Below are 19,951 nucleotides of genomic sequence, written 5' to 3'. Positions count from 1 at the left end.
CATGGTCCAGCTCATCAAGCCGGAGCTCGACAGGCTCCGCGACCGCTGCGCCGGGCGGGTCGTCACCCGCCACGACACCGAGTACGACGTGCTGCGCTCGATCTGGAACGGCGCCATCGACCGCCGCCCTGCCGTGATCGTCCGGTGCAGCGGCCCCGAGGACGTCTCGGCGGGCGTGCTCTTCGCCCGCGAGGAAGGGCTGGAGATCTCCGTACGCGGCGGCGGCCACGGATTCGGCGGCTCGGCCGTCACCGACGGCGGCCTCATGCTCGACCTCAGCCCGCTGCGCCTGGTCGACGTCGACCCCGCCACCCGCAGCGCGGTCTGCTGCGGCGGCGCCACCTGGGCCGACGTCGACGCCGCCACCCAGGCCCACGGGCTGGCCACGCCGGGCGGCACGATCAGCCACACCGGCATCGGCGGCCTGACGCTCGGCGGCGGGTTCGGCTGGCTGACCCACAGGCACGGGCTGACGATCGACAACCTTGCGGCGGCCGACCTGGTGCTGGCCGGGGGCGAGCAGGTGCACGCCTCCGCCCGGGACCACCCGGACCTGTTCTGGGCCCTGCGAGGCGGCGGCGGCAACTTCGGCGTCGTCACCGCGTTCACCTACCGGCTGCACCCCGTCGGCCCGGCCGTGCACGTCGCCGTGCTGTTCTGGGAGGCCGAACGCGGCAGGGAGGCCGCCGAGGTCATCGACGCCGCCGCCACGGGCCTGCCGGACGACGCCGCCGTGCTGATCGGCTTCGGGATGAGCGCCCCGCCCGCCCCGTTCGTGCCCGAGGAGCACCGGCTGCGCCCCGGCCACGCGCTGATCGTCGCCGGGTTCTCCACGGCCGAGCGGCACGAGGCGGTGCTGGCCTCCATCAGGCGGGAGCTGGAGCCGCTGTTCGAGTTCGTCGCGCCGATGCCGTACACGCAACTGCAGTCGCTGCTCGACGAGAGCGCGCCGTGGGGGATCTCCGCCTACGAGAAGGCGCTCGACCTGCCCGGCCTCACGCCCGAGGCGATGACCGCGATCTGCGAGCAGGCGGCGGGCAAGTCCTCGCCGCTGTCGTTCCTGCCGACCTTCCGCCTCGACGGCGCCTTCGCCGCCAGGGACGACGACGCCACCGCGTTCAGCGGCAGCCGCGCGCCGCACTACACGATGTCCATCGCCGCGATCACGCCCTCGGCGGACGAGCTGCCCGCCGAGCGGGAGTGGGCGCGCTCCGCCTGGGAGGCGCTGCTCCCGTACGCCGGGGGCACGGGCTCGTACGTGAACTTCATCGCCGACCGGGACGAGGAGCGGGTGCGCGCCTCGTACGGGGCGAAGTACGACCGGCTGGCGGCCGTCAAGGCCGCCTACGATCCCGACAACGTCTTCCACCTGAACGCCAACGTCAGGCCCCGGCCGGGGCGGGAGGAACCGCCCCGGCCGTGACCGTCATCGGGTGAGGCGGTAGCCGGGCAGCCCGGGGATCGGGCCGGTCGGCGGCCGGTGACGCAGGGCGGACATTTCGGCCGGCGGCACGGCCTGGCACCGCAGGCCCCGCTCCGGCGGGTCGACGGAGACCAGGTAGGCGTCGATCGCCCGCGTCGGGCAGTCGCCGCGGCCGTAGATGCCGTGACCCCAGCCCTCGTAGGTGATCAGCCGGGCCTCACGGCCGATCTGCCGCGCCGCGCTCACCGCCCACGGGTAGCCCGTGGCCGGATCGTGCAGGGCGTTGCCCAGCAGCAGCGGGGGCGTGCCGTCGACGCGCAGCCGGTGCTGCGGGTTGGGGATCGGCGCCTCGGTGCCCAGACACGCCGCGGTGATCGGATGCGCCGCCGCGCTGACCAGCATGTCCGGCGCGATGCGCGCGGACCTGCGCAGGTGCTGCTCGTAGGCGCGGTAGTCGCGGATGGGCAGCAGGTAGTCCTGGCAGAAGACGCGCGTCGGATCGTTGATCGTCTGCTCGGCGGACGAGGCGGACGAGGCGGTGGAGGGCGGGGTCAGGATCGGGCGGGCGGTCGCCGCGCCGCTCTCCAGCGCCACCAGGAACTCGGCCAGCTCCTTGAACGCCGGGCCGTAGAACGCGCCGAACGCCTGCCCGATCAGGTCGAGCTTGCCCAGCTTGATCTCCGGGGAGCCCGGCAGGCTCAGCTCGCCGCGTTCCGCCCGCGCCAGCAGGTCCGCCCAGACGGCCCGCACGTCCCTTCCGTGCAGCGCGCACGTCCGGGTGCGCTCGCACCAGGCGACGAACTCGTCGAAGGAGTCCTGCGCGGTCCACGACTCGGTGTCGAGGAACGCCCGCGTGCCCAGGCTGTGGTCCATGTTGCTGTCGAGCGCCAGCGCGCGGATCCGGTGCGGGAACCGCTCGGCGTAGAGCTGGCCGATGAGCGTGCCGTAGGAGATGCCGTAGTAGGTGAGCTTGTCGTCGCCGAGCGCGGCGCGCAGGGCGTCGAGGTCGCGCACCACGCTGCCGGTGTCGACGTGGTCGAACAGCGGCCCGGTGCGGGCCCGGCAGTCGTCACGGTAGCGCCGGTTGTGCGCCAGCAGCGCGTCGAACCCGGCCTGGTCCTTGATCGACAGCGGGTCGGGCGCCTGGAGGGCCAGCTCCAGCGAGCACAGGACCGGATGGCTGCGCGCCACGCCGCGGGGGTCGAAGCCCACCACGTCGAAGCGGCTGGTGATCTCCGGGGTGAAGCCGAGGTAGCCGCCCACCACGGCGTCCACGCCGGAGCCGCCGGGGCCGCCCGGGTTGATGACGAGCGAGCCGATCCGGGCCGCCGGATCGCTCGCCCTGCGCCGGGCCAGCGCGAGCTCGAACGTCTCGCCGCGCGGCTTGCGCCAGTCGACGGGCACGGTGAGCGTGCCGCACTCGGCCGACGGGTCCTCGGCGCACGGAGCCCAGGAGATCGCGCCCGCGCTCGCCGTGGCCGGCGTCAGCGGCGCGAGGAGAGTGAGGACGAGAGCGGGGAGGAGCGAGAGGATCAGGACAGGTCTTCGCACTGCGCGTCCAATCGTCGGGGATCCGATCATCGACCGGATCTTCCGACAAGACCATCCGACTGGAGGACGAAACGGATGTCATCCTCCAGGCCGACATCAGCGCAGCAGACCAGCCATCCAGTCCTCCACCTCGTCGGGGTGGCGGGGCAGCGCGCCGGACATCAGACGGGCGCCGTCGGCCGTGATGACCAGGTCGTCCTCGATCCGGACGCCCAGGCCGCGGAACTCCTCCGGCAGGGTGAGATCGTCCGGCTGCAGGTACAGGCCGGGCTCGACGGTGAGCACCTGGCCCTCCTCCAGGACGCCGTCGAGATAGACCTCGGCGCGCGCCCTGGCGCAGTCGTGCACGTCCAGGCCGAGCATGTGGCCGCTGCTGCACAGCGTGTAGCGGCGGTACAGGCCCGTCTCCATGAGCGTGTCGGGCGACTCCTTGAGCAGGCCCCACTCGTTCAGCCCCTCGCAGATGACGCGCATGGCCGCCTGGTGGAAGTCGCGGAAGCGGGCGCCGGGCCGCAGCGTGGCGATCGCGGCCGCCTGCGCCTCGTACACCAGCTCGTACACCTGCCGCTGCACCGGCCCGAACCGGCCCGACAGCGGCAGCGTGCGGGTGACGTCGGCGGTGTAGAGCGTGTCGGACTCCACGCCCGCGTCGAGCAGCAGCAGGTGCGCCGGGTCGAGCGGGCCGTCGTTGCGGATCCAGTGCAGCACGCAGGCGTGCGCCCCCGAGGCCACGATGCTGTCGTAGCCGGTCGCGTTGCCCTCCAGCCGCGAGCGCAGCCCGAACACGCCCTCCAGATAGCGCTCGCCGCGCGGGTGGCCGAGCGCCGTCGGCAGGGCGCGCACCACGTCCTCGAAGCCGCGCGCGGTGGCGTCGACCGCCGCCTGCAGCTCGCCGACCTCCCACTCGTCCTTGATCAGCCGCATCTCCGACAGGAAGCCCTCGAACTCGGCGTCGCCGTCGCCGGGCGCCACCATCGCGTCCACGGCGGCGTCCACGCCGCGCAGCACCCGCGCCGAGCCCTTCAGGTCCAGCTCGCGGATGTGCGCGCAGTCCACCTGGTACAGCTCCGACGCCTCGGCCAGGTCCGGCCTGCGGCCCACCCAGAACTCGCCGTAGCGGCGGTCGCGGTAGAACTCCTCGCCCTCCTCGCGGGGCGAGCGCGGCCTGACGTACAGCCGCGCCTCGCCGGACGGCTCGATCACGAGCACGTCGTCCGGCTCGCCCGCGCCCGTCAGGTACGCGTACGCGCTGTGCGGGCGGAAGCGGTAGTCGCTGTCGTTGCTGCGGACCTTGAGCCGCCCCGACGGCACCACCAGCCGCTCCCCGGGGAACCGGCTCGCCAGCGCCGCCCGCCGCTTGGCCGCCCACGGCGCGACCGGCAGCGCCGTGACGTCCGTGCGCCGGGTGTCGGCCCACCCGGTCCGCATGAACGCGGCCAGCTCCCCGGTGATCGGCAGGTCGTGGCTCCCGGTGTTGAGCGGCTCGTTCATCAGGTGTCTCTCCGCAGGTGGATCGTGATTATCCCGGACTTTCGGTACGGCAGCTTACGTGACTCCTTGACGGGCTCCCACCCGGTTGCTTGCCTGGGACGACAAGCGCTTAACCGGGTGCCCGCCGGGGTAACTCAGAGCCGAGGTGGTGCAGATGCTCATCGGGACGATCCTGCGCGGCAAGGGAAGCGGCGTCACGACGGTGGCGCCGGAGGCCACCGTCCGCGACCTGCTGGACAAGCTCGCCGAGCACAACATCGGCGCCGTCGTGGTCTCCGCCGACGGCGTGACCATCGACGGCATCGTGTCCGAACGCGACGTGGTGCGCCGCCTGCACGACCGGGGCGCCGCCATCCTCGCCGAGCCGGTGTCGTCGATCATGACGGCCGAGGTGCGCACCGTCGCGCCCGGCGACCGGGTCGACGAGCTGCGCAAGATCATGACCACGCACCGGGTGCGGCACATGCCCGTGGTCGAGGACGGCCGCCTGGTCGGCATCGTCAGCATCGGCGACGTGGTCAAGAGCGCGATCGAGGAGCTGGAGACCGAGAAGGCGTCGCTGGTGGACTATCTTCACCGCTGACCGGGGTGGGACCCTGGTCGGGTGATGTACGGGCCTCCCGAATACCCTCGCGCGTCCAGCAGCCCGACGATCATCCTGCTGGTGTCGGGGATGACCGGTGTGCTGGGGTTCCTGATCGGCTTCTTCGCCGGGCTCGGCTCGGGGGAGACGGCCGCCCCGCCCGCGCCCCGGGTCACGGTGACGGTCGAGGGGCCGACGGCCGAGCCGGAGCCCGCCCCGACGGCCACCGGCCGGCCGCCGGGCACCGAGGCTCCCGGCACGGCCGCGCCTGACACCGGGACGCCCGACACCGGTGCGCCCGACACCGGTGCGCCCGACACCGGCGCGCAGCCCCCGGGCACCGGCACGCCGCCCGTGACCGCCGGGCCCGGCGGCGGCAACGCCACGCTCCGCACCCTGGTCGTCGGCGTCGACATCCAGCCCGGCACCTACCGCACCACCGGCCCCGTCACCGCCTCCCAGAGCTGCTACTGGGCCCGGATGAAGGGCACCACCGCCTCGATCGCCGACGTGATCGACGCCGGCATGCCGACCGGCCCCGCCACCGTCACCATCCTCGCCACCGACAAGTCGTTCCAGACCGGCGGCTGCGCCGAATGGACCAAGGCGTGAAGCAGGTGTTTGCGGAGGCCACACCGCACGTAGGAGGATTCCCTCAGCCCACCTAGGAGGATGACATGTCGGTGTTGCGGAGCTTCGTGGACAGCGTACGGAACGGCTCGATCGAGGTGATCGACCTGACCGCGCCCCTCTCCTCGGACACGCCGATCCTCCAGCTCCCCGAGCCGTTCGGCAACACGATCCCGTTCCGCCTGGAGGAGATCAGCCGCTACGACGACCGCGGCCCCGCCTGGTACTGGAACGACATCCACACGGGCGAGCACACCGGCACCCACTTCGACGCCCCCGTCCACTGGGTCACCGCCCGCGACGGCCAGGACGTGTCCCAGGTGCCCGTGACGAGCCTGCTCGCCCCCGCCGTCGTCCTCGACTTCGCCGCCGAGGCCGCCAAGGACCCCGACTTCCTCCTCCAGGTCGACCACGTCAAGGAATGGGAACGCGCCAACGGCCCGCTCCCCGACGGCGGCTGGCTCCTCTACCGCACCGGCTGGGACTCCCGCTCCGGCGACCAGGCCGCGTTCCTCAACGCCGACGAGACCGGCCCGCACACGCCCGGCATCTCCGTCGAGTGCGCCCGCTGGCTGGCCGAGGAGACGCCCGTGCTCGGGCTCGGCGTCGAGACCGTCGGCACCGACGCGGGCGCCGCCCACTCCTTCGACCCCGCCTTCCCGTGCCACTCCTACCTGCTCGGAGCCGGCAAGTACGGCCTCACCCAGCTGCGCAACCTCGACCGGCTCCCGGTGACCGGCGCCGTCGTCGTCGCGCCGCCGCTGCCCATCCTCGGCGGCTCCGGCAGCCCCGTACGCGTGCTCGCCCTCGTCGAGCGCGACGGCGGCGAGGCCGGGCAGGCGCGGTGACCGTCGCCGAGGCCGTCGGCCGGGCCCTGGCCGCCGCCGGGGCCCGCGTCGCGTTCGGGGTGGTCGGCAGCGGCAACTTCCACGTCACCAACGCCCTCGTACGGCACGGCGCGCGCTTCGTCGCCGCCCGCCACGAGGGCGGCGCGGCCACCATGGCCGACGCCTACGCCCGCACGAGCGGCCACGTCGGCGTCGTCACCGTCCACCAGGGCCCCGGGCTCACCAACGCGGTCACCGGCATCGCCGAGGCCGCCAAGAGCCGCACCCCGCTCGTCGTCCTGGCCGGCGAGGCCACCGACGCGCGCTCCAACTTCCACATCGACCAGGACGCCCTGGCCCGCTCCGTGGGCGCCGTCGCCCTGCGCGTCACCTCCCCGGCCACGGCCGTCGCCGAGGCCCTGGAGGCGTTCCGCCTGGCCCGCGACGACCGCCGCACCGTCCTGCTCAACCTTCCCCTGGACCTCCAGGCCGCCGACGCCGCGGCCCGTACGGAGTCCCCCCGCGACGAAGAAGTCCCGGACCGGGGGGTGGCAGGGGGCGCCGCCCTGGAGGGGCCCGCCACCGGCCAGGGGGACCTTCGCGCGAGGGTGGAGGAGTTCGCGCGGTTGTTGCGGGAGGCGCGGCGGCCGGTGTTCGTGGCGGGGCGCGGGGCCAGGCGGGCGCGGGCCGAGGTGGAGGAGCTGGCCGGGCGGGCCGGGGCGCTGCTGGCGACCTCGGCGGTCGCCCGGGGCCTGTTCCGGGGCAGCCCGTGGGACCTGGACGTGAGCGGCGGGTTCGCCACGCCGCTGGCCGCCGAGCTCATCCGCGAGGCCGACCTGGTGGTGGGGTGGGGGTGCGCGCTGAACATGTGGACCACCCGCCACGGCGCGCTCATCGGCCCGGACGCCACGGTCGTGCAGGTGGACCTGGAGCCCGAGGCCGTCGGCAGGCACGTCCGCGCCGACCTGGGGGTCATCGGGGACGTGGCCGTGGTGGCGCGCGCGGCCGGGGACGCCCTCGCGGCCGGGCAGCCGTCCGCGGGCTACCGGTCGGCGGACGTCGCGCGGCGGATCCGCGAGGAGGGCCGGTGGCGGGACGTGCCGTACCAGGACGAGAGCGGCGGCGGCCGGATCGACCCGAGGACGCTCAGCATCGGCCTGGACGACCTGCTGCCCGCCGAGCGCACCGTGGTCACCGATTCCGGAAATTTCACGGGATATCCGGCGATGTTCATGGATGTCCCCGACGAGGCCGGGTTCTGCTTCACCCAGGCGTTCCAGGCCGTCGGGCTGGGCCTGGCCGGCGCGATCGGCGCGGCCGTGGCACGCCCGGACCGGCTGACGGTGGCGGCGCTCGGCGACGGCGGCGCCTGGATGGGCGCGGCCGAGCTGGAGACCGTCGTGCGGCTCGGCCTGCCGATGGTGGTCGTGGTGTACGACGACGAGGCCTACGGCGCGGAGGTGCACCACTTCGGGCCGGGCGGCGACCCGCTCGACACCGTGCGGTTCCCGCCGGCCGACCTGGCGGCGGTGGCGCGCGGGCACGGGTTCGCGGCGGTGACCGTGGGCGCGGCGGCGGACCTGGCCGGGGTGGCCGACTGGCTGAAGGGACCGCGCGACCGGCCGCTGCTGGTGCACGCCCAGGTCACCCGGGAGCGCGCCTCCTGGTGGCTGGAGGAGGCGTTCCGGGGCCACTAGAGCTTGCGCTGGGTGCGGGCCTCCTCGGCGGCCGACAGCACGGTGGCCAGCGGCGCGCCGCCGCCCGCCGCGACGGCGGCGGCGATCGCGCCCTCCACGAACGGCACGTCGGCCAGCACCACCCGGCCCGGCTCCACCAGCAGCCTGGCGGTCAGCACCGAGCTGCCGAGGTCCGGGATGAGCACCACGCCGTCGCCCTCGTCGACCTGCTCGACGGCCTGGTCGATGAGGTCCACGCTGGTGCCGGTGCGGCCGTCGCCGGTGCCGCCGCACGCGGCGACCCGCACCCGGTCGCCGGCGATGCACCGGGCCAGCGAGGCCACCTCGGCGGCCAGCCCGGCGCTGTGCGAGATGAGGATGAGCCCGACCATCAGGACGCCACCGCCGCCAGCGCCGCCATGATGATCGCCGCCGAGGCCGCCCCGGGGTCCTCGTGGCCGACGCTGCGCTCGCCGAGATAGCTGGCGCGGCCCCGGCGGGCCCGCAGCGGGATCGTCGCCCGCGCCCCCTCCTCGGCCGCGCGGGCCGCCCGCTCGAACGCCTCCCGCGCCGCGATCTCCTCCTGTACGGCCCGCGTCAGCTCCCGGGAGGCGGGCACCAGCGCGTCCAGCATCGTCTTGTCGCCCTGCGCCGCCTTGCCCAGCCGTTCCACCGCCCGCACCCCCGACTCGAACGCCGCGGCGAACACGGCCAGCGTGACCGGCGAGTCCATGCTTTTGCCCATCTGCCGGAACGCCGACCCGTACAGGGGACCCGAGGCCCCGCCGACGCGGCGGATCAGCGTCGTGCCGGCGGACACCAGCGCCTGCACGGGCGTGGCGGGCGGCCACTCGGCGAACGCCTGCCGCACCTCGGTGAAGCCGCGGTCGAGGTTCGCGCCGTGGTCGGCGTCGCCGATGGCGGCGTCGAGCGCGGTCAGCCGGTCGCGCTGCAGCCGCACCAGCCGGCCCGCGTCCTCGAACCAGGCCAGGAAGAACGCCGTGTCCATCCCCTCGCCCGTTCCGCGGTCCATCAGCTCGCCCATCCCGCCCATCAGCGCCCCCAGCGCAGCCCCGGAGTCTCGACCGGTGCGTCCCAAAGGCGCGTCAGGTCGTCGTCGAGCCGGCACACGGTCACCGAGAAGCCCTGCATGTCCAGGCTCGTCACGTAGTTACCCACCAGCGAGCGCGTCACCCGTGCCCCCTTGCCCCGCACGAACGACTCCACCTCGGCGAAGACCACGTACAGCTCCATCAGCGGGGTCGAGCCCATGCCGTTGACCATGACGAGCAGGTCGCCGCGCAGCGGCAGGTCGCCGTGGATCGCCTCCATCGCGATCGCGGCCAGCTCGCGCGCCGACACCAGCGGGACGCGGGCGCGGCCGGGCTCGCCGTGGATGCCGATGCCGAGCTCCACCTCGTCGCCGGGCAGGTCGAAGGTGGGCTTGCCGGCGGCGGGGGAGGTGCAGGAGGTGAGCGCGATCCCGAACGAACGGCTGCGCCCGTCCACGTCGGCGGCCACCCGGGCCACCTCGGCCAGCGGCGCGCCCTCCTCGGCCAGCGCCCCGGCGATCTTCTCCACGAACACCGTGGCCCCGGTGCCGCGCCGCCCGGCGGTGTAGAGGGAGTCCTGCACGGCCACGTCGTCGTCGACGATCACCTTCGCCACCTCGACGCCCGCGCACAGCTCGGCGGCCATCTCGAAGTTGAGCACGTCGCCGGTGTAGTTCTTGACGACGTGGAGCACCCCGGCGCCGCCGTCGACGGCCCTGGTGGCGTCGAGGATCTGGTCGGGCACCGGCGAGGTGAAGACGTCGCCGGGGCAGGCGGCGTCCAGCATGCCGTGGCCGACGAAGCCGGCGTGCAGCGGCTCGTGACCGGAGCCGCCGCCGGAGACCAGCGCCACCTTCCCCGGCCTCGGCGCGTCGGCCCGGTAGACCACGCGGTCGCGCACCCGCAGGGACGGGTGGGCCGCGGCCAGGCCGTTCAGCGCGTCCTCAACCACGGACTCGGCCGTGTTGATGAGCTTCTTCATGGTGAGAACATCTGCCCGTTATGACGCCCTGGCAAGCACCCCGGCGTGGAGGGCCGGCCGGGTAGGCTACCGTCTGCACATGGCTGAGATCGTGTACCCGCCGGTGATCGCCGCCGCGCGGACCCTCTTTCGCGTGCTCGACTACCGCTTCCACTTGGAGGGCACCGACAACGTGCCGCGTTCCGGCGGCGCGGTGCTGGTGAGCAACCACATCAGCTATCTGGACTTCATCTTCGCCGGGTTCGGCGCGCTGCCGTCCAAGCGGCTGGTGCGGTTCATGGCCAAGCAGGACGTGTTCGACCACCGGATCTCCGGGCCGCTGATGCGCGGCATGCACCACATCCCGGTCGACCGGGGGGCGGGCGCGGGCTCCTACGCGACGGCGCTGCGCATGCTGAAGGCGGGCGAGGTGGTGGGCGTGTTCGCCGAGGCCACGATCAGCCGGTCGTTCACCGTCAAGGAGATCAAGAACGGCGCGATCCGGATGGCGCAGGCGACCAAGGTGCCGGTGATCCCGGTGGCGCTGTGGGGCAGCCAGCGGCTGTGGACCAAGGGCAGGAAGAAGCAGCTCCTGCAGCGGCACGTGCCGATCACGATCCTGGTGGGCGAGCCGATGCACCCCAAGCGCGGCGAGGACGTCAACGAGCACGCGGCCGACCTGCGCGAGCGGCTGACGGCGCTGGTCGACCGGGCGCAGCGCACCTACCCGGAGATCCCGCCGGGCGTGTGGTGGCAGCCGGCGCACCTGGGCGGCACCGCGCCGACCCCGGAGGAGGCCGCCGCGATGGACGCCGCCGAGGCCGAGGCCAGGGCCGCCAAGCGGGAGGACTAGATCGCCGCCTGATAGCTGCTGGCGCGCATGCCCGCCAGCAGCCCCGCGGTCTGCTCCGGCGTGAAGCGGCGCACCGGGTCGTGGTGCAGCAGGCCCTCGATGAGCGGGCGCATCACGCCGGCCCGGCGCGGCGGCGGGAACCGGCCGCTACGGGCCATGCCGAGCACGGTCGCGGCGTCCTGCCCCGGGTAGGGCGGCTGGCCCTCGATGGCGCTGTAGAGGGTGGCGCCGAACGACCACATGTCGGCCTCCTTGCTGGCCGGGCCGCCGTAGAGCCGCTCGGGGGCCATGAACGCGGGGGTGCCGCGCAGCCGCCGCGAGGTCGTCATGCGGATGTCACCCTCGGCGGTCGCTATGCCGAAGTCGCTCAGCACGACCCGCTCGCCCGTCAGCATGACGTTGGCGGGCTTGACGTCACGGTGCAGCACGCCGGCCTGGTGCGCGGTGCGCAGCGCGGCGAGCAGGTGCTGGCCGATGGCCGCCACCGACTGCGCCGGCAGCGTGCCGACCTGCGACAGGAGCTGGTGCAGCGACAGCCCGTCGAGGTACTCCATCACGATCCAGAGCTTGCCGCCCTCTTCCATGAGGTCGTGGACCGTGACGATGTTGGGGTGGCTGAGCCGGGCCGCCATCCTCGCCTCGCGAAGGACACGACGGCGCACCATCTCGGCCTCGCCGGCGAGCGTCAGCTCCTTGAGCGCCACCTCACGGTGCAGAAGCTGATCGAACGCGCGCCAGACGACGCCCATGCCCCCACGACCGGCCTCCTCGTTCAGGAGGTACCGTCCGCCGATCTCCCGCCGCATACCATCCCCTCTTTGACAGGGGTAATCATGTCATCTCTGCGCGCAGCTTTGGGTGCCTAACGTGATCTGGATATGTCGGGAATCGTAGCTTGGCTGGTCAACGGCGCGGAAATTCGCCCGCGAAGGACACGCCAGAGCAGGCCGACGGCCACGAGCGACAGCACGACGGACCCGCCGAACACCGCGGGCAGCCCGGCCGCCTCGCCCAGGACGCCGCCGAGCGCGGCCCCGACGGGCATCCCGCCCATGCCGATCAGCCGGTAGGCGGCGTTCACCCGGCCCAGCAGCTCGGTGGGGATCAGCCGCTGCCGGGTGGAGATGACGAGCACGTTGGACACCGCGCTGGAGATGCCCCACAGCAGCGCCGTCGGGTAGAGCAGCCAGGTGACGGGCACGAACAGCGGCACCAGGTGCAGCAGGGTGTTGAGCAGCCACATGCCGATCAGCGTCCGGCCCTCGCCGAGCACCCCGGAGATCCGCTCCGACACCAGCGCCCCGGCCGCCGCCCCGGCGGCGAACACGGTCAGCATGAGCCCGTAGCCGCTCGGCTCCAGCCCGAACCGCGACTCCTCGCCGACCAGCCACAGCACGAACACCCCCCAGTAGGCGGCGGTGGCGAAGTTCAGCGTCCCGGCGGTCAGGGCCAGCGCCCGCAGGAACCGCTGCGACCACAGCCAGCGCAGCGCCTCGGCGATCTCCCCGGCCATGGGCCGCCGGGCGCCCGCCGGCTGGTAGGAGCCCCGCATGCCCAGCAGGAGCAGCCCCGCCGCGGCGTACAGGAGGCCGGGCCCGCCGAAGACGGCGGCCGGCAGGAGGGTGACGAGGACGCCCGCGAGCGGGGAGCCGGCGAACTCGTTGCCGATCATCTGGGCGCTCTGCAGCCGCCCGTTGGCCCGCGTGAGGGCCTGGGGCTCGACCGCCATCGGCAGCACGGACTGCGCGGAGGTGTCGGCGAGCACCTCGGCCACGCTCGCCAGCAGCACGGCGGCCAGCATGACCCACAGGTTCATCAGCCCGAGCACGGCCAGCGCGCCGGCGGCCACGAGGACGCCCGCGCGCAGCGCGTTCGCCGTCACCATGATCCGCCGCCGGTCCAGCCGGTCGGCCAGCGCCCCGGCGGGCAGCGCGAACAGCAGCCACGGCAGCGTGGTGGCCGCGCCGACGAGCGCCACCTGTGCGGGGGAGCGGGTGAACGACACCGCCAGCAGCGGCGCGCCCACCTTGAGCACGCCGTCGGCCAGGTTCGACAGCGTGGCCGACGACAACAGGAAGCCGAACGATCGATTCACCGGGACACTCCGATAGTGTGTAAGGAAAAGTGTGCAAACAAACCTTTGCAAAGATAGGTGTGCACAGTGATGTCCCGCAAGAGCCCTTCCGCGCGGAAACTCGACGCGAGCGCGCTCAAGTCCTTCGCCCACCCCCTCCGCCTGCGCCTGTACGAGTTGCTGGACGAGCACGGCCCCTCCACCGCCACCCGGCTCGCCGCCCTCGTGACGCAGAACACCGGCGCCACCAGCTACCACCTGCGCGAGCTGGCCCGGCACGGGATGATCGAGATCGCCCCCGAGCTGGGCCGAGGCAAGGAGAAGTACTGGCGGGTGGTGCCCGGCGGCTTCTCCTACGGCGACCCGCCCGGCGACCCCGAGACGGCCGGCGCGCTGGAGTTCCTCCTCGACGACCTCGTCCGGCGGCGCGGCGCCGAGCTGGCCCGGTGGCGCGAGGAGGAGCCGCGCACGCCCAAGGAGTGGGTAGAGGCCAGCGTCCTCGGCCGCCGCTCCCTGCGCCTGACCCCCGACGAGACCCGCGACCTGCGCGACGAGGTGTTCGAGGTGATGGAACGCTACCGGGCCCGCTCCGACGGCCGCTCCCACGACACCCCCGGCACCGGGCACGTCGTCATCCACTTCGACGTCCTGCCCACAGGCATGACGGACTCCTAGGGGCCGCCCTCATCACTTCCGCGCATACCGGTGAACGCGCCGGGGACGGCCTGCGTACCTCCTGCCGACCAGCGAGAACCGGAAGGGGATGAGGGCACGTGCGACCCCGACGCGGCCGTACCCTGCTCGCCGCCTGCTGTGCCGCCTGGTGTGCCGCCGCGCTGCTGACCGGCTGCGGCGGGCAGGCGGCCCTGCCCAGCGCCGACACGGCCCGGGTGGCGGACCTCCTGGAGACCGACATCCCGGAGGAGAGCCTGGCCCCGCCCGCCACCAGCCTCACCGACCCCACCGGCGCCCCCACTGGCGCCCCCGCCGCCTCGCCCGCGCCCGGCCGGCGTGACGACCTCACCTGGCCCACCGAGTCCGGCCCGCTGTCGCCCGCCGACCGCGACCTGATCAAGAAGGTACGGCTGGCCACGCTCTGGGAGATGACGATCGCGCAGGAGGCCGTCCAGCGCGGCGCCAGCGCCAAGGTGCGCACGATCAGCGCCGAGATCGCCGAACAGCACCACGGGCTCGACGTCGAGGCCAGGGAGCTGGCCAAGCGGTTCGACATCCGGCTGCCGGTGGAGCCGACCGAGACGCAGCAGCGCTGGATGGCCGACATCTCCGGCAGGTCGGGCCGCGACTACGACGTCACGTTCGTGAAGTGGCTGCGGCTGGCGCACGGGCAGATCTTCGGCCTCATCGGCGCCGTGCGCGGCAGCACCCAGAACACGCTCGTCCGCAAGTTCGCCGAGACCTGCAACGCGGCGGTGCTCAACCACCAGCGCCTGCTGGAGAGCACCGGCCTGACCGGCCCCGAGTCCTTCCCCAGCCCTCCGCCCGTCTGAACGGCCACCGCCCGCTCGATTGTGAAAGTAGACTCTCAATTAAGAGGCTGCACTCACAAGGAGCCGTCATGACCGATCTGCCCACCCGCCGCACCCCTGGATGCCCGTTCGACCCGCCCGCCGCCCTCTCCGACCGGCCCGCCGTCGGCCCCCTCACCTTCCCCGACGGCCACCGGGGCTGGCTGGTGACCGCGTACGAGCCCGCCCGCGCCGTCCTGGCCGACCCGCGCTTCAGCGTGCGCGCCGACCTCAGGCACTCGCCGCTGCCCCGCCCCAACGTCCGGCCCCGCAGCGCCGACGGCACCGCCCCGCCCGGCTGGTTCGGCGGCATGGACCCGCCCGCCCACAGCCGCTGCCGGCGACTGCTCGCCGGCAGCTTCACCGTCCAGCGGATGCGGCGCCTGGAGCCGCGCGTCGCCGAGATCGCCGCCCGCCGCCTCGACGCCATGGCCGCCGAAGGCCCGCCCGCCGACCTCGTCCAGGCGTACGCGCTGCCGATCCCGTCCCTGGTCATCTGCGAGCTGCTCGGCGTCCCTTACGACGACCACGCCTTCTTCCAGGAGCACTCAGCCGTCGCCCTGGACCTGGCCAGCTCCGAGGAGCGGGCCACGGCGTCGGTCGGCGAGCTCGCCGGCTACCTGGCCGGGCTCGTCCGCCGCCACCGCGCCCGCCCCGGTGACGACCTGCTCGGCGAGCTCGTCACCCGGAGCGACCTGACCGACGAGGAGCTCACCAACATCGCCCTGACGCTCCTGGTCGCCGGGCACGAGACCACCGCCGGCATGCTCGCCCTCGGCGTCTTCGCCCTCCTGCGGCACCCCGACCGGCTCGACGCGTTCCGCCGCGACCCGTCGCTCACCGAGACCGCCGTCGAGGAGCTGCTGCGCTACCTGACCGTCGTCCACCTGGGTGCCCCCGGCCGGGTGGCCCTGGAAGACGTCGAGGTGGGCGGCCGGACGGTCCGCGCGGGCGAGACCGTCGTGCTCGCCCTGCCCGCCGTCAACCGCGACCCGGCCCGCTTCCCCGACCCCGCCGTCCTGCGCCTGGACCGCGCCGAGGCCCGCCACCACCTGGCCTTCGGGCACGGCGTCCACCAGTGCCTGGGTCAGCAGCTCGCCCGCATCGAGATGCGCATCGGCTTCCGCGCGCTGTTCGACCGCTTCCCGGGGCTGCGCCTCGCGGTCGCGCCGGACGAGGTGCCGATGCGGGACACGGCGCTGGTGTACGGGGTGCGGCGGCTCCCGGTCGCCTGGTAGCCGCCGCCGGCCGCGGAGGCGCGACCTGAGGATGACCCCGGCGCGACCTGGTGACGATGTGCGCGGGGGCGGCGGGGCGGCACTCTGGGCCGGTGAACACCTCTCAACCAGGACACCGGCGTTCCGCCGTGCCCCTCGTGATCGTCGCCGCCTGGTCGGTGAGCTACCTGGTTCTCGGCCTCCTCTGGGCGTCCGGCGGGCCGGGATACCCCTTCGACGCGGGCGGGGAGGGCGTGGGCAACACGCTGCTCGACCCCCTCCCCGCGGCGGCCGGGGGCGGCGCGCTGGCGGGGGCGGCGCTCGTGGCGGGCGTCGTCGCCGCGCTCGCCGCCAGGGGGCCGCTCGCCCGGCCCGCCGCCGTCGTGGCCGTCGTGGCGGGCGCCGCGCTGGCGGTGCTCCTGCCCGACGTGCGCATCATGATGACCGCCGGCTACCTGCCGGTGATGCTCGTGGCCGTGCTCTCCGGGCAGGCCGAGTTCTCGCTGATCGTGTCCATGCTGACCTGGCCGACGGTCAACCTGCTGATCCTGATGGCGGCCGGGGTCGCCCTGATGGCGCTGGGAACGCGCACCCTGCTCGCGGGGGCCCAGCGCGCCGGCGGCGCGGAAGGGGCAGAGCGCGCCGGTGGCGCGGAAGGGGCGCAGCGCGCCGGTGGCGTGGAGGGGGCGCTGCGGGCCGGGCGGTGGGCCGTCGCCGTCGCGGTCGCCGTCCCCGTCGTCTACGCGATCACCCGCGTCGGCTGGCTGCTCGGGATCCCCGTCGGCATCAGCGACGACTTCCTCGCGAGCATCGCCTCGATCACCCCGATCGGCGCGGGACTCGCCACGCTCGGCCTGCTCGGCGCGGTCCTCACGCTCGGCCTGGTCCGGCCGTGGGGCGAGATCTGGCCGCGCTGGGTGCCGTTCCTGCGCGGCCGTCCCGTCCCGGCCCGCCTTCCCGCCTACGCGGCGCTGATCGTCGCCATGCCCATCACGTCCGCCGGGCTGATGTACGTACGCAAGAAGCTCACAGGTGAGCAGGCCGGCCCGCCGGGAGCCGTCGACGAGCTGGGCGCCTGGCTGCCGGAGATGCTGTGGCCGCTGTGGGGCGCCGCCCTCGCCGTCGCCGGGCTCGCCTACCTGGCCCGGCGCCGCGACCCCGCCACCGCGATCCGGCCGCGCCGCCGACCATAATGGCGGGTGTGCGCGAGTCCCTGTCCCAGGCCGAGGCCGCGGTGGACTCGTTCCTCGGCCGGCACCGGCTGAGCGTCGACGCCGTGCTCGCCGTGCTGCTCGCCGTGCCGCTCGGCCTCGTCTCCTCCGGCCTGCTCCGGGCCTCCGACAGCCCGCTCTCCCTGCGCCTGCTGGCGGGCGCGGCGGTGCTGGTGGTGCACGCGTGCGTGATCCCGCGCCGCGTCCGCCCGCTCGCCGCGTACGGCGTGGCCGCCGCGGCGATGCTGCTGCTGGGGCTGCTGCCGCCCCTGCACGACCCGGCCGGCGCCTACTACCCGGCGGTGATGCTGCCCAGCTCGCTCGTCTTCGGGCTGCTCCTCTACACGGCGTCGGCCCGGCTCGGCCTGCGGCTCGGGCTGGCCTGCCTGGGCGTCGCCCTGGCCGGGGTGGTCGTGGTCCTGGCGCGGGTGTGGGCCCCGGCCTCGTGGGGCGGCTCGTCGGGCGGCTACGGCCTGGCCGCCTGGCGGATCGGGCTGTCGGCCGGCCTGGTCGCCGTGACCGCGTGCCTGTGGTGGCTGGGCCGCCTCAGCCGCGTGCGCGCGCTGTACGTGGCCGAGCTCCGGGCCAAGGCCGAGCGCGCCGAGGCCGACCGCGTCCGGGAGCGGGCCGAGGCGGCACGGGCCGAACGCGACCGGATCAGCCGGGAGATGCACGACGTGGTGTCCCATTCGCTCGCCGTCATGGTCAGCCAGGCCGAGGGCGGCAGGCTGTCCGATCCGGGCTCGCCCGGGGCCGCCGTGTTCGCCACCATCGCCGGTGTCGGCCGCGACGCCCTGCGCGACATGCGCGGCCTGCTGGGCGTGCTGCGCGCCGACGGCGGCACCGCGCCGCAGCCCGGCCTCGGCGACCTGCCCGCCCTGCTCGACCACGTGCGCACGACCGGCGTACGGCTGTCCGTGGCGGAGAGCGGCGAGCCGCGCCCGCTGAGGCCCGCCGCCGACCTGACCGCCTACCGCGTCGTCCAGGAGGCGCTCACCAACGTCATCAAGCACGCCGGGCCCGAGGCCACGGCGGAGCTGGCGCTGGCGTGGAGCCCCGGCGCGCTGCGCATCACCGTCCGGAACGCCGGCGGCGGGCGGGACGGCGGACCGGGCGGCGGACCGGACGGCGAGCCGGGCGGCGGATCGGGCGCCGGGCTGACCGGGATGCGCGAACGCCTCCGCATGGTCGGCGGCGCCCTGGAGACCGGCGCGCGGCCCGGCGGCGGCTTCGAGCTGTCGGCCGTCGTCCCCTACGAGCCGAGGAGCCTCCCATCATCCGCATCATGATCGTCGACGACCAGGAGCTGCTGCGCCACGGCGTCACCATGGTGGTGCGCTCCCAGCCCGACATGGAGGTGGTCGCCGAGGCGGCCGACGGCGCGGAAGCCCTGGAGAGGCTGAAGGCGCTGCGCGTCGACGTGGTGGTGATGGACATCCGGATGCCCCGCATGGACGGCGTCACCGCCACCAGGGAGATCCAGCGGCTGGCCGACCCGCCCAGGGTGCTGGCGCTGACCACGTTCGACCTCGACGAGCACGCGCTGGCCGCGCTGCGGGCGGGCGCGAGCGGGTTCATGCTGAAGGACGCCCCCGGCGAGGAGATCATCGCGGCCATCCGGCACGTGCACCGGGGCGACGCGATCATCGCGCCCGCCACGACCCGGCGCCTCGTCGGCAGGCTGGTCGCCCCGGGCGGCGGCGACCCCGACGCCCTGCTGGGCGCCCTCACGCAGCGGGAGCGCGAGGTCTTCCTCGGCCTGGCCAGGGGTGCCTCCAACGCGGAGATCGGCGCCGAGCTGTTCCTGTCGGAGGCCACGGTCAAGACGCACGTCGGCCGCATCCTGACGAAGTTCGGGCTGCGCGACCGGGTGCAGGCGGTGGTCCTGGCCTACGAGTCGGGCGTCGTCACCCCGGGCGACCGCCGCCCGTAGCCGCCCGTCCCCGGGGAGCGGCCGTGCCCGGGGGGGAGCGGTCAGAAGCCGGTCAGCTCCGGGTGGTCCCTGACGGGCCGCAGGACGCCGGGCAGCACGGTGCGCAGCTCGTCGACCGTGGCGGGCGGCAGGTCGAGCAGGACCTCGTAGCCGGCCTCCGTGCCCAGGTCGTCGGCGGCCTCGGGGGTCAGCTCCAGCCGGAGGACGGCGCCGTCCAGCGTGATGGCGCGGACCCCGTCGCCGGTCGTGTCTTGGTCGGCGCGGCTCACGAACCACTCGGCGCCGCGCCGCAGCACCAGCAGATGCCCGGCCTTCCGGTCGCCGTCGCGCTCGCCCAGGTAGAGCAGGTGCTCGCCCACCCTCTGCCGGTGCTCCAACACGCGCGCGGTCAGGGCTGACGGCGGCCGGTAGGCCAGCTCCCCGCCGATCGGCAGCAGGGGCCCGGGCTCCTGCCCGCCTCGGTGGCTGTGGAGCCGGTCGTAGCGCTCGCCGTAGGTGACGGGCAGCCCGAGCGGCGCGGCCGTCGGCAGCGCGTCCAGCAGCCACCCGGGCGGCTCCGCGCGGGGGAACGCGGTCAGCTCCACCAGCGCGGCGGCGGGCGGCACGTCGGCGAACGGTGGCCCGGCGGCGTCGACGCGGCCGTGGTAGGCCCGGCTGCCGGGCGTGTATTCCAGCTCGCAGGTGAACCAGGTGCCGTCGCCCGCCCGGTAGGACAGCTCGCGCAGCCGCCGGAACGGCTCGTTCAGGCCCTCGGCGGCCAGCTCCCGCCCGTCGCACGTGAGCCGGGTCCGCGCGTGCGCGCCGACCTGGGCGTGGTGGACGGCCAGCCGCGACCAGCCGGGCGCGGCGGCGGCGCGGGCCATCTCGCCGATCGTCAGGCACAGGTCGTGCCCCTCGTCGTAGCGGGTGTGCCTCCGGCCCCGGATCCGCTTCGTTCTCATGG

20 protein-coding genes are annotated in these 19,951 nt (G+C 74.4%); 12 read left to right on the top strand and 8 right to left on the bottom strand.

The genetic code is table 11. The annotated features are described in order from the left end of the window. The first annotated feature begins 1 nt into the window (after position 1). Positions 2-1,423, top strand: coding sequence for an FAD-binding oxidoreductase (locus tag AB0J53_RS14545; protein WP_364172098.1), 1,422 nt, complete (start codon positions 2-4; stop codon positions 1,421-1,423). A 3-nt stretch (positions 1,424-1,426) separates the two neighbouring features. Here AB0J53_RS14545 and AB0J53_RS14540 read toward each other — a convergent pair whose 3' ends face one another. Then, positions 1,427-2,974 (bottom strand): alpha/beta fold hydrolase, encoded by a 1,548-nt coding sequence (locus AB0J53_RS14540; RefSeq protein WP_364172096.1) that lies wholly within the window; start codon positions 2,972-2,974, stop codon positions 1,427-1,429. A gap of 96 nt (positions 2,975-3,070) precedes the next feature. After that, entirely contained in the window at positions 3,071-4,465 is a 1,395-nt protein-coding gene (locus AB0J53_RS14535) for an aminopeptidase P family protein (protein ID WP_364172094.1), read from the bottom strand. A gap of 154 nt (positions 4,466-4,619) precedes the next feature. Between AB0J53_RS14535 and AB0J53_RS14530 the strand changes: the two genes are divergently transcribed. The 4 genes from AB0J53_RS14530 (at position 4,620) to AB0J53_RS14515 (ending at position 8,202) form a co-directional block, all read left to right on the top strand. Continuing rightward, positions 4,620-5,048, top strand: coding sequence for a CBS domain-containing protein (locus tag AB0J53_RS14530; RefSeq protein ID WP_219513364.1), 429 nt, complete (start codon positions 4,620-4,622; stop codon positions 5,046-5,048). Between the two features lie 90 nt (positions 5,049-5,138). After that, positions 5,139-5,660 carry a hypothetical protein gene (locus AB0J53_RS14525; protein ID WP_364172092.1) on the top strand — a complete coding sequence of 174 codons (522 nt, stop codon included), beginning with the start codon at positions 5,139-5,141 and terminating at the stop codon, positions 5,658-5,660. Between the two features lie 65 nt (positions 5,661-5,725). Then, positions 5,726-6,526, top strand: a complete 801-nt coding sequence (locus AB0J53_RS14520) for a cyclase family protein (RefSeq protein ID WP_364172090.1) — start codon at positions 5,726-5,728, stop codon at positions 6,524-6,526. After that, complete coding sequence (locus tag AB0J53_RS14515; RefSeq protein ID WP_364172088.1) at positions 6,523-8,202, top strand: thiamine pyrophosphate-binding protein; 1,680 nt, start codon at positions 6,523-6,525, stop codon at positions 8,200-8,202. Before AB0J53_RS14520 ends, AB0J53_RS14515 begins: the two co-directional genes overlap by 4 nt. Here the strand turns inward: AB0J53_RS14515 and dhaM are convergent. From dhaM to dhaK, 3 genes are read right to left on the bottom strand one after another with little or no spacing between them, the layout of a single operon-like run. Beyond that, positions 8,199-8,573, bottom strand: coding sequence for a dihydroxyacetone kinase phosphoryl donor subunit DhaM (dhaM, locus tag AB0J53_RS14510; protein WP_219513355.1), 375 nt, complete (start codon positions 8,571-8,573; stop codon positions 8,199-8,201). The two genes, AB0J53_RS14515 and dhaM, sit on opposite strands and share 4 nt — an antisense overlap. After that, the gene (gene dhaL, locus AB0J53_RS14505) at positions 8,573-9,214 is read right to left on the bottom strand and encodes a dihydroxyacetone kinase subunit DhaL (protein WP_364172086.1); all 642 of its coding nucleotides are present in this window, start codon (positions 9,212-9,214) and stop codon (positions 8,573-8,575) included. The genes dhaM and dhaL overlap by 1 nt, the downstream gene beginning before the upstream one ends. Before the next feature lie 20 nt (positions 9,215-9,234). Beyond that, positions 9,235-10,215: a dihydroxyacetone kinase subunit DhaK gene (gene dhaK, locus AB0J53_RS14500; RefSeq protein WP_219513353.1), complete on the bottom strand. Its 981-nt coding sequence runs from the start codon at positions 10,213-10,215 to the stop codon at positions 9,235-9,237. Between the two features lie 79 nt (positions 10,216-10,294). On the opposite strand from dhaK, the gene AB0J53_RS14495 reads away from it, so the two are divergent. After that, positions 10,295-11,047: a lysophospholipid acyltransferase family protein gene (locus AB0J53_RS14495; RefSeq protein WP_219513352.1), complete on the top strand. Its 753-nt coding sequence runs from the start codon at positions 10,295-10,297 to the stop codon at positions 11,045-11,047. On the opposite strand, the gene AB0J53_RS14490 is transcribed toward AB0J53_RS14495, so the two are convergent. Both AB0J53_RS14490 and AB0J53_RS14485 read right to left on the bottom strand, forming a co-directional pair. After that, positions 11,044-11,853, bottom strand: a complete 810-nt coding sequence (locus AB0J53_RS14490) for a serine/threonine-protein kinase (RefSeq protein WP_219513351.1) — start codon at positions 11,851-11,853, stop codon at positions 11,044-11,046. The genes AB0J53_RS14495 and AB0J53_RS14490 overlap by 4 nt on opposite strands. Positions 11,854-11,909: 56 nt before the next feature. Next, positions 11,910-13,142: an MFS transporter gene (locus AB0J53_RS14485; RefSeq protein ID WP_364172083.1), complete on the bottom strand. Its 1,233-nt coding sequence runs from the start codon at positions 13,140-13,142 to the stop codon at positions 11,910-11,912. A 69-nt stretch (positions 13,143-13,211) separates the two neighbouring features. Between AB0J53_RS14485 and AB0J53_RS14480 the strand changes: the two genes are divergently transcribed. The 6 genes from AB0J53_RS14480 (at position 13,212) to AB0J53_RS14455 (ending at position 19,008) form a co-directional block, all read left to right on the top strand. Then, positions 13,212-13,796: a helix-turn-helix domain-containing protein gene (locus AB0J53_RS14480; protein ID WP_364172081.1), complete on the top strand. Its 585-nt coding sequence runs from the start codon at positions 13,212-13,214 to the stop codon at positions 13,794-13,796. A gap of 98 nt (positions 13,797-13,894) precedes the next feature. Beyond that, on the top strand, positions 13,895-14,629 hold the full coding sequence (locus tag AB0J53_RS14475) for a DUF4142 domain-containing protein (protein ID WP_364172079.1): 735 nt from the start codon (positions 13,895-13,897) through the stop codon (positions 14,627-14,629). A gap of 68 nt (positions 14,630-14,697) precedes the next feature. Further along, the gene (locus AB0J53_RS14470; protein ID WP_364172077.1) at positions 14,698-15,885 is read left to right on the top strand and encodes a cytochrome P450; all 1,188 of its coding nucleotides are present in this window, start codon (positions 14,698-14,700) and stop codon (positions 15,883-15,885) included. Between the two features lie 128 nt (positions 15,886-16,013). Then, positions 16,014-17,057, top strand: coding sequence for a hypothetical protein (locus tag AB0J53_RS14465; protein ID WP_364172075.1), 1,044 nt, complete (start codon positions 16,014-16,016; stop codon positions 17,055-17,057). A gap of 8 nt (positions 17,058-17,065) precedes the next feature. Continuing rightward, positions 17,066-18,364 carry a histidine kinase gene (locus AB0J53_RS14460; RefSeq protein ID WP_364172073.1) on the top strand — a complete coding sequence of 433 codons (1,299 nt, stop codon included), beginning with the start codon at positions 17,066-17,068 and terminating at the stop codon, positions 18,362-18,364. Continuing rightward, positions 18,361-19,008, top strand: a complete 648-nt coding sequence (locus tag AB0J53_RS14455) for a response regulator transcription factor (RefSeq protein ID WP_364172071.1) — start codon at positions 18,361-18,363, stop codon at positions 19,006-19,008. Before AB0J53_RS14460 ends, AB0J53_RS14455 begins: the two co-directional genes overlap by 4 nt. Before the next feature lie 41 nt (positions 19,009-19,049). Here AB0J53_RS14455 and AB0J53_RS14450 read toward each other — a convergent pair whose 3' ends face one another. Further along, positions 19,050-19,949 carry a hypothetical protein gene (locus AB0J53_RS14450; RefSeq protein ID WP_364172069.1) on the bottom strand — a complete coding sequence of 300 codons (900 nt, stop codon included), beginning with the start codon at positions 19,947-19,949 and terminating at the stop codon, positions 19,050-19,052. Between the last annotated feature and the right edge of the window lie 2 nt (positions 19,950-19,951).

It is taken from the genome of Nonomuraea sp. NPDC049725, assembly GCF_040674795.1.
GTDB classification, from domain to species: Bacteria; Actinomycetota; Actinomycetes; order Streptosporangiales; family Streptosporangiaceae; genus Nonomuraea; species Nonomuraea ceibae.
Note: the sequence above shows the minus strand (reverse complement) of the source record. Positions and strands in the feature narration are given on the sequence as shown.